This is a genomic window from Pseudomonas sp. AC136, assembly GCF_979258585.1.
The window spans coordinates 3,749,695-3,765,045 of record NZ_OZ409865.1 but is presented as its reverse complement, the minus strand read 5'-3'; the positions used below and the strand labels follow the sequence as shown (position 1 = coordinate 3,765,045).

The window sequence follows — 15,351 nt, the reverse complement described above, 5'->3', positions numbered from 1 at the left end:
TTGCGCTTCAGATCAACTTCAGTCTCTCGTCAGCGGGAGGCGAATTCTACAGCGTTTCAAACCGCTGTCAACCACCTCATTTACCGCTTTTCGATCAACTTACTCGACCGACCAACAAGACCAACCTTCAACCTTGTCAGCCCGGCGCATTCTACGCAGATCGCTCTGCTTTGCAACCTTCAATTTCAACCTAACCTATTGATTAGAAATAACTTTTAGAAGCCTTCCGCGCCGGAAGAGGTGCGAATTATAAGCACCTGGGAAACGCCGTCAAGGCATTAATTGACCTTTTACTCAGCTTTTAACGTAACCCGCGCAAAAGCCTTCTTACCGGCCTGACAAACATGGGCACTGCCGAGCTTGTATATAAAGGTGCGATCCACAACCTCACCATCTATACGTACGCTGCCAGCGCTCAGCAAATCACGCGCACCCGCAGCGTTCTTTACCAGCCCTGCTCTATTAAGTAGAGAAGCAATTGGTAAGTCCTCGGCCGATAACACCTCAACCTCAGGCAAATCGTCTGGCAGCTCACCTTCTTTCATGCGATTGCCGGCAGAGCGATGCGCACTCGCAGCTGCCTCGTCACCGTGAAAACGCGCAACGATCTCTTCCGCAAGCTTGATCTTGATGTCACGCGGATTCGCACCCGCAGCAACATCCGCCTTAAAGACCTCAATCTCCGCCATAGACCAGAAGCTCAGCAGCTCGAAATAACGCCACATCAGCGCGTCAGGAATGGATACCAGCTTATTGTACATAACCCCCGGCGCTTCCTGGATGCCGACGTAGTTGCCCAGCGATTTGGACATCTTCTTCACGCCATCCAACCCTTCCAGCAACGGCATGGTCAGGATGGTTTGCGCTTCTTGCCCATAAGCACGTTGCAGCTCGCGCCCCATGAGCAGGTTGAATTTCTGATCAGTACCGCCGAGCTCAACGTCTGCTTTCAGCGCAACCGAGTCATACCCCTGCACAAGGGGGTAGAGAAATTCATGAATAGCAATCGGCTGATTGGTGGAATAGCGCTTACTGAAGTCATCACGCTCAAGCATCCGCGCCACGGTGTATTGCGAAGCAAGGCGGATGAAGTCGGCCGGGGTCAACTGATCCATCCAGGTGGAATTGAACGCCACCTCGGTTTTCGCCGGATCGAGAATTTTGAAGACCTGAGTCTTGTAGGTTTCAGCGTTATCCAGCACTTGCGCACGGGTGAGCGGTGGACGAGTGGCGCTCTTGCCGCTGGGGTCACCGATCATGCCGGTGAAGTCGCCAATGAGGAAAACGACCTGATGCCCCAACTCCTGAAACTGACGCAGCTTATTAATAAGCACGGTATGGCCAAGGTGCAGGTCCGGGGCGGTCGGGTCGAAACCAGCCTTAATGCGTAGCGGCTGGCCGCGCTTGAGTTTCTCGACCAACTCGGCCTCGACCAATACCTCTTCTGCGCCGCGCTTGATCAGCGCCAGCTGCTCTTCAACCGACTTCATACCCGCCCCGCTACCACCTGATTTTCGAAGGGAACCAACCATACAAGATCACCAACTAATTACAAGTTTGTGCCTGCCGCTTGTCCCTACGCTAAAACCCGGAAAACCATAGGCTTGCCTCGGGGTGATTTTGGTTATATTTTATACAGTTATTTCATATTCATGATTTTCTTCATCTCATCTTTTCATCTTTTCAAAGTCAAAATCACCTTATGACCTCTATTTCTAAAGCGCCTCCGCCGTATCCGAAAAGTCATCTGCTTGCGGCCAGCGGCATTGCCGCCCTTCTAAGCCTGGCGTTGCTGGTGTTTCCGTCTCGAGAAGTTGAAGCAAAAAAGACCACGCTCAATCTCGACCTCAACGCTAGTGAACAACTTCAAACCAATCCAAGCGAACAGCAGCCACGCTTGCCAGGCGAGACGTCGGCGTCGCCTTTTGCTCAAGTAGATCCACAGAACTCCGAGACACAACAAGCCGAGCAGCCTGCAGAAAAACTGCAAGCTCCAGTTGCGGAGGCCGCGCCGGTAGATCCCTACACCAAGCTCATCACCGTGGCGAACGGGGACACACTATCGACCGTTTTCCAGAAAGCCGGTCTGACACCCGCTCACCTCCACGAAGCGCTGAGCAGCAGCAACGACGCCAAGCGTTTCGGTCAGCTGAAGATCGGCCAAGTGCTTGAGGTCAAGCTCACCCAAGACGGCGGCTTGCAGCACCTGCAAAGCAAACTCAGCGACCTGGAAACAATCACGCTGGCAAAAACAGACAATGGCTTTGAGTTCAAACGCGAGCTGACCAAGCCGACCATCCGCACCGCCTACGCGCATGGCGTCATCGACAGCTCTCTTTTCGTATCGGCCAAGCGCGCCGGTCTGTCGCATAACATGACGATGGATTTGGCGAACGTGTTCGGCTACGACATCGATTTCGCGCAGGACCTTCGTGAAGGCGACGAATTCGAAGTGATCTACGAGCAGAAGGTGGTGAATGACAAGAAGGTCGGCGACGGCAACATCCTCGCTGCTCGCTTCGTCAACCGTGGCAAACCCTTCACCGCGGTCCGTTACACCAGCAAACAAGGCTCCACCAGCTACTACACCGCTGACGGCAACAGCATGCGCAAAGCGTTTATCCGCACGCCGGTGGACTTCGCGCGCATCAGCTCACGTTTTTCGATGGGTCGGTTCCATCCGATTCTGAACAAGATTCGCGCACACAAAGGCGTGGATTACGCCGCTCCGCGAGGCACGCCGATCAAAGCAGCCGGCGACGGTCGCGTGCAGCTGGCGGGCCGCCGTGGTGGTTACGGCAACACCATAATCATTCAGCACAACAAAACCTACACCACGCTGTACGGCCATATGCAGGGCTTCGCCAAAGGCATCAAAACCGGAAGCATGGTCAAACAGGGTCAAGTGATCGGTTACATCGGCACCACTGGCCTGTCGACCGGCCCGCACCTGCACTATGAGTTTCAGGTGAATGGCCAACATGTCGATCCGCTGAGCCAGAAGCTGGCCATGGCAGACCCGATTTCCGGCCCAGACAAAGCGCGCTTCATGCAAATGAGCAAACCGCTAATGGCGCAGATGGATCAAGAAAAGGCCACCATGCTGGCCTTGAACAAGCGTTAAGCCGTGCCGCGCTATATAGGAGTGATGTCCGGCACCAGCCTTGATGGGCTGGACATCGCTCTAATCGACCAAAGCGACACCACTACCCTTCTCGCCACTCGCTACCTGCCCATGCCGGACAACCTACGCGCCGACTTGCTAGCGCTTTGCAGCGCCGGCCCGGACGAGTTGGCCCGAAGCGCGGTCGCCGAAAACCAGTGGGCGAATCTCGCAGCTGACGGCATCCACGCGATGCTTAACGAACAGCAATTCACACCAAACGATATCCGCGCCATCGGGAGCCACGGCCAAACAGTTCGGCATGAACCCGCGCGCGGCTTCACCATTCAAATCGGCAACCCGCCACTTCTCACCGAACTGACCGGCATTACCGTCGTCGCCGATTTCCGCCGGCGCGACGTCGCCGCCGGCGGCCAGGGCGCACCATTGGTTCCCGCGTTCCACGATGCGCTGTTCAGTGACGGGTTCAGCCGTCAGGCCATCCTCAATATCGGTGGCTTCAGCAACCTCAGCCTGCTCGATCCGCAGCAGCCGGTGCACGGTTTCGACTCTGGCCCTGGAAACGTGCTGATGGACGCCTGGATTAGTCGTCACCAGGGCGTAAGTTACGACCGCAATGGCGATTGGGCAGCAAGCGGCACGGTGTCTGACGCGCTACTCGGTGCGCTCTTGAGTGACCCGTTCTTCACGACCAAAGGCCCAAAGAGCACCGGCCGTGAGCTATTCAACCTGCCCTGGCTGGACCAACACCTGAACGAGCGCCCAACGATCAACCCAGCGGATGTGCAGGCCACGCTGCTAGAGATGACGGCACAGAGCATCATCGGCGCGCTGACCAATGCCCAGCAGAATACGGAACGGCTTCTGGTCTGCGGCGGCGGTGCCCGCAACCTTACCTTGATGAAACGCCTCGGCGAATTGCTGCCCGGCTGCAGCGTGCAGAGCACTGATGAACACGGCGTGCCAGCCGACTGGGTAGAGGCCATGGCATTCGCCTGGCTTGCACATTGCTGCCTGGAAAACATTCCCAGCAATCGCCCAAGCGTCACCGGAGCCAAAGGACTGCGGGTGCTAGGCGCCATTTACCCGGCCTGATTGCAGAAACGAAAACGCCGCGCAATCGCGCGGCGTCGTTGTAACTACCATCACTCAGATCGAGAAGGACGACCCGCAGCCGCACGTGGTCGTTGCGTTCGGGTTTTTGATCACGAAACGCGAACCTTCCAGGCCTTCCTGATAATCAACTTCCGCACCTGCCAGGTACTGAAAGCTCATCGGGTCGACCACCAGGCTTACGCCTTCGCGCTCAACGATGGTGTCGTCATCGGCAACTTCTTCATCGAAGGTGAAGCCGTATTGGAAGCCGGAGCAACCGCCACCGGTGACGAACACACGCAATTTCAGACGTGGATTGCCTTCCTCATCGACCAGGTTTTTGACCTTGTTCGCCGCGCCGTGCGTGAATTGCAGCGGAGTGGGGGTGAAGGATTCGACGCTCATGCTGTCTTTCTCCCGGCCAGTGGCCGACGTGTTACTTGGGGACAGCGGCATTATCCGCTTCCCCTACCAAAATGGTCAACTATTGAACGGCGACCGCCAGCTGCATGCCGTGCGGTCGCTTGGTCTATTACGGCAGCAACGCAGCGTGGGACAGGCCCAAACGCTCGTCCAGCCCAAACAGAATGTTCATGTTCTGTACGGCCTGGCCCGACGCACCTTTGACCAGGTTGTCGATCACCGACAGCACCACCACCAAATCACCGCCTTGTGGGCGGTGCACTGCGATACGGCAGACGTTAGCGCCGCGTACGCTGCGCGTTTCCGGATGACTACCGGCCGGCATCACATCCACAAACGGCTCGTTGGCGTAACGTTTTTCAAACAATTCCTGCAGATTGACGGACTTATCCGTCACCGTGGCGTACAGCGTGGAGTGGATGCCGCGAATCATCGGCGTCAGGTGCGGCACGAAGGTCAGACCCACTTCACCGCCCGCAGCGCGACGCAAGCCTTGGCTGATTTCCGGCAAATGGCGATGACCTTTCACCGAATACGCCATCATACTTTCGCCGGCTTCGCAGAAGAGTGAGCCCACTTTCGCGCCGCGTCCGGCACCGCTAACACCCGATTTGCAGTCAGCGATCAAGCGGCTGTTATCGGCCAAACCGGCTTCCAGCAAGGGAAGAAAACCCAGCTGTGTGGCGGTCGGGTAGCAGCCGGGCACTGCAATCAGGCGAGCTGTTTTGATTTGCTCACGGTTCACTTCCGGCAGCCCGTACACCGCTTCGCCTAACAGATCCGGCGCGCCGTGGGGCTGGCCGTACCACTTGGCCCATTCCTCGGCATCTTGCAAACGGAAGTCGGCCGAGAGGTCGATCACCTTGGTGCCTGCCGCCAGCAATTCGCCGGCCAGGACATGCGCGACGCCGTGCGGGGTGGCGAAGAACACCACATCGCAAGCGCCCAGAGTAGCGGTGTCCGGAACGGTAAAGCTGAGGTTGTCGTAATGGCCGCGCAGGTTCGGGTACATCTCATCGACGCGGGTGCCCGCTTCCGAGCGCGAGGTGATGACCACCACCTCAGCCTGTGGATGCTGTGCCAACAGGCGCAACAACTCGACCCCGGTGTAGCCTGTGCCGCCGACGATACCGACCTTGACCATCACGAACCCCCTGTAAAACTGAATGCCCACTGCGCAACAGCGCTGCAGTCCTCCCCGAGTCGGGGAAAGCTGCCGATGATACGGCTGCATCCGTCAACGGCCAACCGCCTTGGTGACGTATGACCGGGATAACCTGTTTAATACGGCCACTTCAGGCGCTCAACCGCCGCTTCATTCCGCCGCTTAGGAAACCCCGAATGCTCTACCTTTGGGTCAAGGCCTTTCACATCATCGCCATGGTTTGTTGGTTCGCCGGGCTGTTCTACCTTCCCCGTCTGTTCGTCTATCACGCCATGAGCGAAGACAACGTCAGCAAAGAACGCTTCTGCGTGATGGAGCGCAAGCTCTATCGCGGCATCATGACACCCTCGATGCTCGCCACCGTTGGCCTTGGCATCTGGCTGCTGTGGCTCAACCCCGGCCTGCTCAGCCAAGGTTGGATGCACGCCAAGCTGACCTTGGTGGTGCTGCTGATTGGTTACCACCATATGTGCGGCGCCATGCGCAAACGCTTCGCCGCCGAGCAGCAAAGCCGCAGCCACGTGTTTTATCGCTGGTTTAACGAAGCGCCGGTACTGGCCTTGCTGGCCATCGTAATTCTGGTGGTCGTGCGTCCGTTCTAACTGCCTCCGTTGTAACTGTTACTGCTGCTGCCGCAGCATCCATGCGACCGATTTGGAGAACGCCCATGTCTTTGCCCGCCCTGCTCGACCAACGCCTGCGTTTACCGGTAGTTGCTGCACCGATGTTTCTGGTCTCCAACCCGCAACTGGTATTGGCGTGCTGTAACAACGGCATCGTTGGCAGCTTCCCCGCACTGAATCAACGCGAAAGCAGCGGTTTCAAAGCCTGGCTGGACGAGATTAACGCAGGCTTGAGCAGCGACGCCGCGCCTTACGCCGTCAACCTCATCGTGCACAACACCAACCCGCGCCTGCAGGCCGACTTGGCCATCTGCGTGAAGCAGCGCGTGCCCATCGTCATCACCAGCCTCGGTGCAGTAAAAGAAGTGGTCGACGCGGTGCACAGCTACGGCGGTCTGGTATTCCACGACGTCACCACCCGCCGCCATGCCGAGAAAGCCGCCGAGGCCGGCGTCGATGGTCTGATTGCCGTCGCGGCTGGCGCCGGCGGTCATGCCGGAACGTGGAGTCCCTTTGCCCTGGTCGCAGAAATTCGCCAGTTCTTCGACAAAACCGTGCTGCTGGCCGGCTGCCTCAACCACGGCCATGAAATTCTGGCCGCGCAAATGCTCGGGGCCGACCTCGCTTACCTCGGCACCCGCATGATCGCCGTTAAGGAAAACGACGCGCCGCAGGCCTACAAAGACATGATCCTCGGCGCCAAAGCTGCCGACATCGTGCACACGCCCGCTGTCTCTGGCGTGCCCGCCAGCTTTATGCGCCAGAGCCTGGAGCAAGGCGGCTTTGACCTGGCCAAGCTGCAAGACAAGGGCGCGGTGAACTACGGCGAAAAGCTCAAACCCATCAACGACGAAGCCAAAGCCTGGAAAACCGTGTGGTCGGCCGGCCAAGGCGTGGGCGACATCAACGACCTGCCCAGCGTCGCTGAGCTGATTCAGCGCCTGGACAGCGAATACCGCGCCGCCCAGCAACGCACCGTGCAACTGGGTCAGCGCTGGCCGCGATGAACCGTCGCCACCTGCTGGGCCTGGGCGCACTGGGCCTGCTGGGGGCCTGGGCCGCGCGTCCAGGCGACAACGGCCGCCCTTACGACGACTACTTCGCCACGCTCAACCGCCTGCTGAAACAGGACGGCGGCGGCGTGCCGCAGCTGGTAGTCGACATGCAACGCCTGGACGTCAACGCCGAGTTGCTGGCCCAGCGGTTAGGCCCGACGCTGCCATTGCGACTGGTCGCCAAGTCACTGGCCAGCGACGGTTTGCTCGGCTATCTCGCGCAAAAACTCGCCACGCGGCGCTTTATGGTCTTCCACCAGCCGCAGCTCAATGGCCTGGCGCGGCTGTTTGCGGATGCCGATTTGCTCGTCGGCAAACCGCTGCCGATAAACGCCGCCCTGAGTTTTTATCAGCAACTGGGCGCGGCCTCCTCGTTCGACCCGGCCCGCCAAGTCACCTGGCTTATCGACACGCCGCAGCGCCTGCAGCAATACGCGGACCTGGCCGCAGCCCTGAAACAACCCGTGCAGATTGCTTTGGAAATTGACCTTGGCCTGGCCCGCGGCGGCTTCTCGACCCCGCAAGCCCTTGGCGAGGCGCTCGCCGCGCTGCGGACCCGCAACACTGATGTACGCCTGCGCGGCCTGATGGGCTATGACGCCCACGTCGCTCATTCGCCGCCGTGGGTCGGCCGCGACCGCGCGTTCGCCGACAGCAATGCCCGCTACCGCGCCTTTCTCGCCGCCGCGCAAACCTTCACCGACCTCTGGCCCGCACAACCCCTGCTCAACGGCGGCGGCAGCCTGACGTATGCCCTGCACGCACGCGGCGACACGCCGCTCAACGAGGTGGCCGTTGGTTCAGCCCTGCTGAAACCCAGCGAGTTCGACACCGACTTGCTCAGCGGTCACACGCCCGCCCTGTGGATCGCCACCCCGGTGCTCAAAGCGCAGACCGGCGAATTGCCCTATTTGAGCGGTATGCAAACTGCGTTGCAGACCTGGGACCGCAACCGCCAACAGGCCTACTACTTATACGGCGGTCGGTGGCCGGCCGAACCGGTCGCCCCCGCCGGGCTGAGCTACGACAGCCTGTTCGGTCGCAGCGCCAACCAGGAGCGGGTGAACGGCTCGCGCGCCACAGATCTGCACGTCGACGACTGGGTGTTCCTGCGTCCGCAACTCAGCGAAGGCCTGTTGGACGACTTCAGCGCCCTGCGCCTGCTGCGCAATAACCGCTTCGTGGGGCGCTGGCTGCCAGAAAACATGGGCTGAAGCGTGATGCGCATCACGCCCGCGCTTGTCTGAACCTCACTCGGGCCAGTACGCTGTGCCCACTTCATCTCTAGTGCTGACAGGGACGTACGAATGACCGATCCACGCTTCAAAATCGTGTTCACCGGCGAACTGATGCCGGCGGCGGCATTGGATGCCGTCAAAGACAACCTGGCCCGCCTGTTCAAGAGCGACCGCGACAAAATTGACGCGCTATTCACCGGCAACCCGGTGGCGCTCAAACGCGACCTCACCGAGGCCGAAGCGGACAAATACGTCACGGCGCTGCAGAACGCAGGCGCCAAGGTTTACAAAGAGGCTGACTTGGCTTCCAGCCTCAGCCTGGTGGAAACCGACGACCACCGCACCACGCCTGCCGAGCCCACCGAAGAAACCACGCGCATGACCTGCCCCAAGTGTGGCCATGAGCAAGCCAAGGCCATCGAGTGCAGCGCGTGCGGCATCGTCATCGACAAATACGCTGCCCGTCAGACCCAACTGGCCGAAACCGCTCCCGTCGCGCCAGCGCCGAGCGTGGGCGCAGCAGCCGTTGCCACCGCGTCGCCTTACGCCACGCCGCAGGCTCAGGTGGGCGAAACCCTGCCGGAGTATTGCGAGCTGAACCTGTTCGGCATCGAAGGGCGAATCGGCCGCGTGCGCTATCTGGGCTGGAGCATGGGCCTGACCTTGCTGGCTCTGCCGGTGCTCGGCCTCGTCTTCGCCGGCGCCATGATGATCTCGCAAGTGCTCGCCATCGGCCTGATGGTGATCGGCTGGATCGCCTTGATGGTGGTCAGCGTCGGTTTCGGCGCCAAACGTTTGCACGACCTGGGCTGGTCGGCCTGGTTGCTCTTGCTGCTGCTGGTCCCGATTGTCGGCAGCGTTTTCCCGTTGCTCATGCTTATTTTACCGGGCACTCCTGGCGCCAACCGCTACGGTTCCCCGCCTCCGCCTAACAGCAAAGGCGTGGTGGTTATGGCGTGGTCAATGCTGATACTGCCAGTGGTGATCGGCATCCTGGCCGCGATTGCCATTCCGCAGTACCAGAGCTATATCCAGGGCACTGAGGACTCCAGCTACGCGCAGCCTTACTCCGACGAAGACAGCGAAGAAAGCGCCGAACCGTCTGCGGAGTACGCCGAACCTGCCGAGCCCGTCGAAGTGCCGGTCGAGCCAGCCGAAGACGCTGAATCTGACGAAGAGTAAGCACGCACCGTTGCACATCCCACTCGCCGCACGGAGAACGTTATGCCCCGTTATGCATTGGTAACCGGGGCCTCCAGCGGCATCGGTCTGGCCTTGGCGGAAGCCCTGGCCAGACGCGGTCGGAACCTGATTCTGGTAGCCCGCCAGCGCGACGTACTTGAAAGCGTCGCCTGCGAGTTCACCCAGCGCTTTGGCGTCGAGGTGCTATTTCGCACCTGCAACCTGGCCCACCCCACCCAACTCACCGGCCTGATCCTTGAGCTGGAACAGGGCGAGCTGCCTATCGACCTCTTGGTCAACAACGCCGGCCTCGGCACGTCCGGTCCTTTTCTGGACAGCGACTGGGGACGCGAACAGCAGCAGCTAGAAGTTAACGTGCTGGCCCTCACCCGCCTCAGCCACGCCCTCGGCAACAGCATGGCCGCGCTGGGCGGCGGGCAAATTCTCAACGTAGCGTCGATCGCCGCATTTCAGCCTGGCCCCTGGATGAGCAGCTACTACGCCAGCAAGGCGTTCGTGCTGCATTTTTCCGAGGGCCTGCGTGAGGAAATGAAAGGACGCGGCATCAAGGTGTCGGTGGTCTGCCCCGGTCCCACGCGCACTGCGTTTTTTCGCGGCGCCGACATGGAGGTGAGCAAGCTGGCCAACAGCAAGCTGATGATGAACCCAGAGGAACTGGCGCTCTACACCGTGCGGGCGCTGGAGAAAAACCGCGCGCTGATCATTCCCGGCTGGCGCAACCGACTGATCGCCAGAAGCTCACGGTTCGCCCCGCGCTGGCTGGTGCGCAAGCTGGCCGGCGTGGTCAACAAGCGCTTCAGTCGCCAGCCTTAACCCGCTGAAACCGTACGCCCCGCCGCCCACGCGCGAAGCGCCGCCAGGTCTTCGGCCATCACCACCGACAGCGGCGCCGTGCTGCTGATATTGCGCAGCAGCAAGCTCTGGTCGACCGCCTGTTGCTGTGCCTGGCCGGCGTACAGCGCACTGACCACCACTTGCTCGATTTCCGCGCCAGTAAACCCGTCGCTTACGGTCGCCAGTTGCGGCAAGTCGAAGGCGTTAGGGTCCAGCTCGCGACGCAGCAGGTGGATGCGGAAAATGTCGGCACGGGTCTCGGCGTCGGGCAGGTCGACGAAAAATAGCTCGTCGAAACGCCCCTTGCGCACCAGCTCCGGCGGCAGGCGGTCGATGGCATTGGCGGTCGCGACCATAAACACAGGCGCTTTGCGTTCGGCCATCCAGGTCAGCAAGGTGCCGAGCACGCGTTGGCTGACGCCGCCGTCGTGATCGCCGCTGGCCAGGCCTTTTTCCACTTCATCCATCCACAGCACGCATGGCGCCATCTGCTCGGCCAGGCGCAGCGCTTCGCGCAGGTTGCGCTCGGTTTCCCCGAAGAATTTGTTGTACAGGCAGGCGAAGTCCAACCGCAGCAACGGCAACCCCCACAGCCCGGCAACCGCTTTGGCCGCCAGGCTTTTACCGCCGCCTTGAACGCCGACCAGCAGCATGCCTTTGGGCAAATCGGCGGCTTTGCCGGCGAGAAAAATGTCTTGCCGCTCAGCCAGCCAACGCTTGAGGTTGAGCAAGCCGCCGACCTCGGCGAAGCGTGCCGTGTCGTGTTCGAAACTGAGTACGCCTTCGAGGTCGAGCAGTTTGAATTTGGTTTTGTTCAGCTCGGGCAAATCTTCCTGGGTGATGGCGCCGTCGTTGCAAATCACCCCGCGCGCCAGCACTCGCGCCTCGGCGTGACTCATGCCGCGAAGGTTTTTCACCACCTGCTGCAACGTGCGGTTGTCGGTACGCACGCGGGCGCCGCGGTTGCGCTCGCTCCAGCGGCCCGCTTCTTCGCGCACGATGGCCAGCAACTCATCTTCAGAAGGCAACGCCAGACTGAAGCGCGCGGCGTAGCGCTGAACTTCCGGTGGCAGCTTCAAGGCGTGAGACACCAACACCACCGTGGGTTTGTGCGCGCCCTCGGCCATGGCAATTTCTTTAAGCAGCCGCACCAGCTTGGGGTTGTCTTCCATAAACGGATGCAGATCGCACAGCACATACAGATTCGGCATAGGGTCGTGCTTGATCAGGCGCAGGGCCGCTTCCGGCTCGAAGCTCGGCGCGTCACCCTGCGGGTCGCCGCCAAAGCCAAGCTTCTGCATGCCCTCGGTAACCGCCCAGGTGAACAAGCCCAGCCCGCGTTTCACCGCCAGGCTGGTGAGGGTTTCCATCACCCGCTGCTCGTCCCAGGACTCGATCACCACCAGCTTCACCTTGGAATCGAGCACCAGCCCCAAGTCATGGATATCGTTCTTCACACCTGCTCCCTATCGTTGCCCGCCGCACGCGCACTCGCGGTGCCGCACCCGCCTGGTTAAACTCCGGCTTCCTATCGCCAGCTGGAGACCTGTCCGTGGACTGTCTGTTCTGCAAGATCGTCGCCGGGGACATTCCCGCGCGCAAGCTCTATGAAGACGACCATGTTGTCGCGTTTCACGATATCGGCCCACAAGCGCCCGTGCACTTTCTGGTGATTCCGAAAAACCACATCGCCACGCTCAATCACCTCACCGAAGACGACAGCGCCCTGACCGGCCACATGCTGTTCACCGCCCAGCGCCTGGCGAAAGAACAGGGCTGCGAGCAAGGCTTTCGCGTGGTGATGAATTGCAATGAGGATGGCGGGCAAACAGTCTTTCACATCCACATGCATGTGTTGGGTAAACGCCAACTGGCCTGGCCGCCGGGCTGATGCGGGGTTTTCTATTTGTGCTGGCGGCTCTGTTCGCCGGTCACGCTCATGCCGTTGAAGCGTTTCACGACACCCTTGCCAACAACGAACCCGGGCCAGAGCTGGTTGTGGTGCCGGCGGGCCAATTCGTATTCGGCGACAGTAGTGGGCGCGGCAACTACAACGAGCACCCCGCGCAGTCGATCACCATTGAGAAACCCTTCGCCATCGGCCGCTTCGAGCTGACCTTTGCTGACTGGCAGCGCTACGCCAGCGCGACCGGCAAAGCGTTGCCGGATAACGAGGGCTGGGGCTTGTCTGAGCAGCGGCCAGTAATTCACGTGTCCTGGTTTGATGTGCAGAGTTACCTGCAGTGGCTGTCGAAAAGTACCGGCCACCGCTATCGCTTGCCCACCGAAGCCGAATGGGAATACGCGGCCCGGGGCGGCAGCAGCACGTTTTACTGGTGGGGCGAGCAGCTCGACAGCCCGGAAGACCAACCGCGCGCCCATTGCCGCGGCTGCGGTTCGCCGCGTTCTGAGCAATACAAAACCAGCCAGGTCGGCCAGTTCGCGCCGAACGCCTTTGGCCTGTACGACACGGCCGGCAATGTGTGGGAATGGACCGCCTCGCGGTTTGTCACACCTTTTGATGGCAGCGAGCAACAGGCTGCCGGGCCGCTGGACCAAAGCCCTCGCGTGGTCCGCGGCGGCGCGTGGAACAGCGGGCCCACGTACCTGCGCAGCAGCTTCCGTGACCTGAAGCAGCCGGGCACCGACGACTATGCTTTAGGTTTTCGCGTGCTCCGCGAACTGCCCTAAGTACAACGGCGCGCCTTGCCAGCCGCCGTCTAGCAGATGAATTGGAGTAAACTGCCCTCAGACTTTTCCGGAGGTAATCCTATGACTACCGAACGCCACTACTCCCCTGTCGACCGCCTGTTGCTGCAAGCCGACGCCGCCCTGCGCACCTTGCTGCCGTTTAGCGGCCATCCGTATCGCCCCTCGCCAGGCCTCACCCAGCCGGACACCGAACTGAGCCGCGACGACACCCGCCACGTTGCCGGCCTGATGCGCGTCAACCACACCGGCGAGGTATGCGCCCAGGCGCTGTACCAAGGCCAGGCGCTGACCGCCAAGTTGCCCCACGTGCGCAAAGCCATGGAGCACGCCGCCGAAGAAGAAATCGACCACCTCGCCTGGTGCGAACAACGCATCCGCGAACTCGGCAGCCACACCAGCATTCTCAATCCAGTGTTCTACGGCTTGTCGTTTGGTGTTGGCGCGGTTGCCGGCTTGATCAGCGACAAAGTCAGCCTCGGCTTTGTCGCCGCCACTGAAGATCAGGTGTGCAAGCATCTGGACGAGCACCTGACGCAGATTCCCGCCGAAGACGAAAAGTCGCGGGCGATTCTGGAGCAAATGCTCACCGACGAAGCCCAACACTCCGCCAGCGCACTTGATGCCGGTGGCTTCCGTTTTCCGGCGCCGGTGAAGTTCGGGATGAGCTTGTTGTCGAAAGTGATGACCAAAAGTACGTATCGGATCTAGGTTTTGCCGAGCAATAAAAAGGCGCCTCCAGGGGCGCCTTTTTATTGCGTTGAAAAGCATCGCGGCTAAAGCCGCTCCCACAGGTTCACAGGTTCTGTGGGAGCGGCTTCAGCCGCGATCGGTCTTCAGACCGGAACATTCCTTGCGTAAAAGATTTCCAGCATCTCGTGCTTCACGCGCTTGGTAACGGTCTCACGCTGTTCGGCCGACAAGTTCTGCGTGGCGTCGCCAAACAGGTAGTTATCCAGCTCGAACTCTTTGAGCAGCATCTTGGTGTGGAACAGGTTCTCTTGGTACACGTTCACGTCGGTCATTTGATAGGCCGCTTGCGTGTCGTCCGAGAGGTAGTTCTGGATCGAGTTGATCTCGTGGTCGATGAAGTGCTTTTTGCCCTGCACGTCGCGGGTAAAACCGCGCACGCGGTAGTCGACGGTGACGATGTCGGAGTCGAACTGGTGGATCAGGTAGTTGAGCGCCTTGAGCGGTGAAATTACGCCGCAGGTCGACACGTCAATGTCCACACGGAAAGTCGCGATGCCATCTACCGGATGAATTTCCGGGTAGGTGTGCACGGTGATGTGGCTTTTATCCAAGTGCGCAAGGATGGTATCGGGCAGCGGGCCGGGGGATTCTTCGATCTGGCTGTCAGTCGGTGTGACCGGTTGCTCGGAGATCAGAATGGTCACGCTCGCGCCTTGCGGATCGTAATCCTGGCGGGCGATGTTGAGGATATTGGCACCAATAATGTCGACAACATCCGTGAGAATCTGCGTCAGCCGCGCTGCGTCGTACTCGGTATTGATGTACTGAACGTAGGCCTGCTGGTCTTCCGGCGTTTCCGCGTAGCAGATGTCATAAATGTTGAAGCTCAAGGTCTTCGTCAGGTTATTGAACCCGTGGAGCTTGAGTTTGCTTTTCACCGTTAGGAACTCTCTTTTTAACGATGCGGCGTGGCCGCGTGATCGAGCATGCCCGTCAGTTGTGAACAACACAGCTGCGTAGGACGGTTAACACCTCTTCGCTTTGGCGATTTTGGGTATGGGTGCGCGGCGCCGTGTCCAATAGACGACGCCCCGGAAAAAGGGGCGCCATTATGCAGAGGTCGGTTACCGGCTGCCAGCACCGTGTGACCCGCGCAATGCGGACCAGTGTGCGCTGGTTGTGTGAACGC

General features: G+C 60.2%; 15 protein-coding genes. 10 read left to right on the top strand and 5 right to left on the bottom strand.

All coding sequences use genetic code 11. From position 1 onward, the window contains the following. Positions 1-290 precede the first annotated feature (290 nt). Positions 291-1,490, bottom strand: a complete 1,200-nt coding sequence (tyrS, locus tag ACZZZU_RS16710) for a tyrosine--tRNA ligase (protein ID WP_463551248.1) — start codon at positions 1,488-1,490, stop codon at positions 291-293. A gap of 212 nt (positions 1,491-1,702) precedes the next feature. On the opposite strand from tyrS, the gene ACZZZU_RS16705 reads away from it, so the two are divergent. Both ACZZZU_RS16705 and ACZZZU_RS16700 read left to right on the top strand, forming a co-directional pair. Next, positions 1,703-3,124, top strand: coding sequence for a peptidoglycan DD-metalloendopeptidase family protein (locus tag ACZZZU_RS16705; RefSeq protein ID WP_463551247.1), 1,422 nt, complete (start codon positions 1,703-1,705; stop codon positions 3,122-3,124). A 3-nt stretch (positions 3,125-3,127) separates the two neighbouring features. After that, on the top strand, positions 3,128-4,219 hold the full coding sequence (locus ACZZZU_RS16700; RefSeq protein WP_463551246.1) for an anhydro-N-acetylmuramic acid kinase: 1,092 nt from the start codon (positions 3,128-3,130) through the stop codon (positions 4,217-4,219). 54 nt (positions 4,220-4,273) lie between these two features. Here ACZZZU_RS16700 and erpA read toward each other — a convergent pair whose 3' ends face one another. Beyond that, on the bottom strand, positions 4,274-4,624 hold the full coding sequence (gene erpA, locus ACZZZU_RS16695) for an iron-sulfur cluster insertion protein ErpA (protein ID WP_108099340.1): 351 nt from the start codon (positions 4,622-4,624) through the stop codon (positions 4,274-4,276). Positions 4,625-4,751: 127 nt separating this feature from the next. Beyond that, positions 4,752-5,786, bottom strand: coding sequence for an N-acetyl-gamma-glutamyl-phosphate reductase (gene argC, locus ACZZZU_RS16690; protein WP_463551245.1), 1,035 nt, complete (start codon positions 5,784-5,786; stop codon positions 4,752-4,754). A gap of 197 nt (positions 5,787-5,983) precedes the next feature. Between argC and hemJ the strand changes: the two genes are divergently transcribed. The 5 genes from hemJ to ACZZZU_RS16665 all read left to right on the top strand — a co-directional run bounded on the left by hemJ (position 5,984) and on the right by ACZZZU_RS16665 (position 10,739). Continuing rightward, positions 5,984-6,409 (top strand): protoporphyrinogen oxidase HemJ, encoded by a 426-nt coding sequence (gene hemJ, locus ACZZZU_RS16685; protein WP_463551244.1) that lies wholly within the window; start codon positions 5,984-5,986, stop codon positions 6,407-6,409. A 65-nt stretch (positions 6,410-6,474) separates the two neighbouring features. Further along, complete coding sequence (locus tag ACZZZU_RS16680) at positions 6,475-7,437, top strand: NAD(P)H-dependent flavin oxidoreductase (protein WP_463551243.1); 963 nt, start codon at positions 6,475-6,477, stop codon at positions 7,435-7,437. Next, positions 7,434-8,699, top strand: a complete 1,266-nt coding sequence (locus ACZZZU_RS16675; protein ID WP_463551242.1) for an alanine racemase — start codon at positions 7,434-7,436, stop codon at positions 8,697-8,699. Before ACZZZU_RS16680 ends, ACZZZU_RS16675 begins: the two co-directional genes overlap by 4 nt. 93 nt (positions 8,700-8,792) lie before the next feature. Then, entirely contained in the window at positions 8,793-9,905 is a 1,113-nt protein-coding gene (locus ACZZZU_RS16670; RefSeq protein WP_463551241.1) for a DUF805 domain-containing protein, read from the top strand. 42 nt (positions 9,906-9,947) lie between these two features. Continuing rightward, positions 9,948-10,739, top strand: coding sequence for an SDR family NAD(P)-dependent oxidoreductase (locus tag ACZZZU_RS16665; protein ID WP_463551240.1), 792 nt, complete (start codon positions 9,948-9,950; stop codon positions 10,737-10,739). Here ACZZZU_RS16665 and ACZZZU_RS16660 read toward each other — a convergent pair. Then, complete coding sequence (locus ACZZZU_RS16660; RefSeq protein WP_463551239.1) at positions 10,736-12,217, bottom strand: AAA family ATPase; 1,482 nt, start codon at positions 12,215-12,217, stop codon at positions 10,736-10,738. The two genes, ACZZZU_RS16665 and ACZZZU_RS16660, sit on opposite strands and share 4 nt — an antisense overlap. Positions 12,218-12,312: 95 nt before the next feature. Here ACZZZU_RS16660 and ACZZZU_RS16655 point away from each other — a divergent pair, with 95 nt between their 5' ends. The 3 genes from ACZZZU_RS16655 (at position 12,313) to coq7 (ending at position 14,180) form a co-directional block, all read left to right on the top strand. Further along, positions 12,313-12,651 (top strand): histidine triad nucleotide-binding protein, encoded by a 339-nt coding sequence (locus tag ACZZZU_RS16655; RefSeq protein WP_463551238.1) that lies wholly within the window; start codon positions 12,313-12,315, stop codon positions 12,649-12,651. Continuing rightward, positions 12,651-13,451 (top strand): formylglycine-generating enzyme family protein, encoded by an 801-nt coding sequence (locus ACZZZU_RS16650; RefSeq protein ID WP_463551237.1) that lies wholly within the window; start codon positions 12,651-12,653, stop codon positions 13,449-13,451. Before ACZZZU_RS16655 ends, ACZZZU_RS16650 begins: the two co-directional genes overlap by 1 nt. An 81-nt stretch (positions 13,452-13,532) precedes the next feature. Next, positions 13,533-14,180: a 2-polyprenyl-3-methyl-6-methoxy-1,4-benzoquinone monooxygenase gene (gene coq7, locus ACZZZU_RS16645; RefSeq protein ID WP_122497352.1), complete on the top strand. Its 648-nt coding sequence runs from the start codon at positions 13,533-13,535 to the stop codon at positions 14,178-14,180. Positions 14,181-14,305: 125 nt separating this feature from the next. Here the strand turns inward: coq7 and speD are convergent, their stop codons facing one another. Beyond that, the gene (gene speD, locus ACZZZU_RS16640; RefSeq protein WP_122497355.1) at positions 14,306-15,100 is read right to left on the bottom strand and encodes an adenosylmethionine decarboxylase; all 795 of its coding nucleotides are present in this window, start codon (positions 15,098-15,100) and stop codon (positions 14,306-14,308) included. Positions 15,101-15,351: the final 251 nt, after the last annotated feature.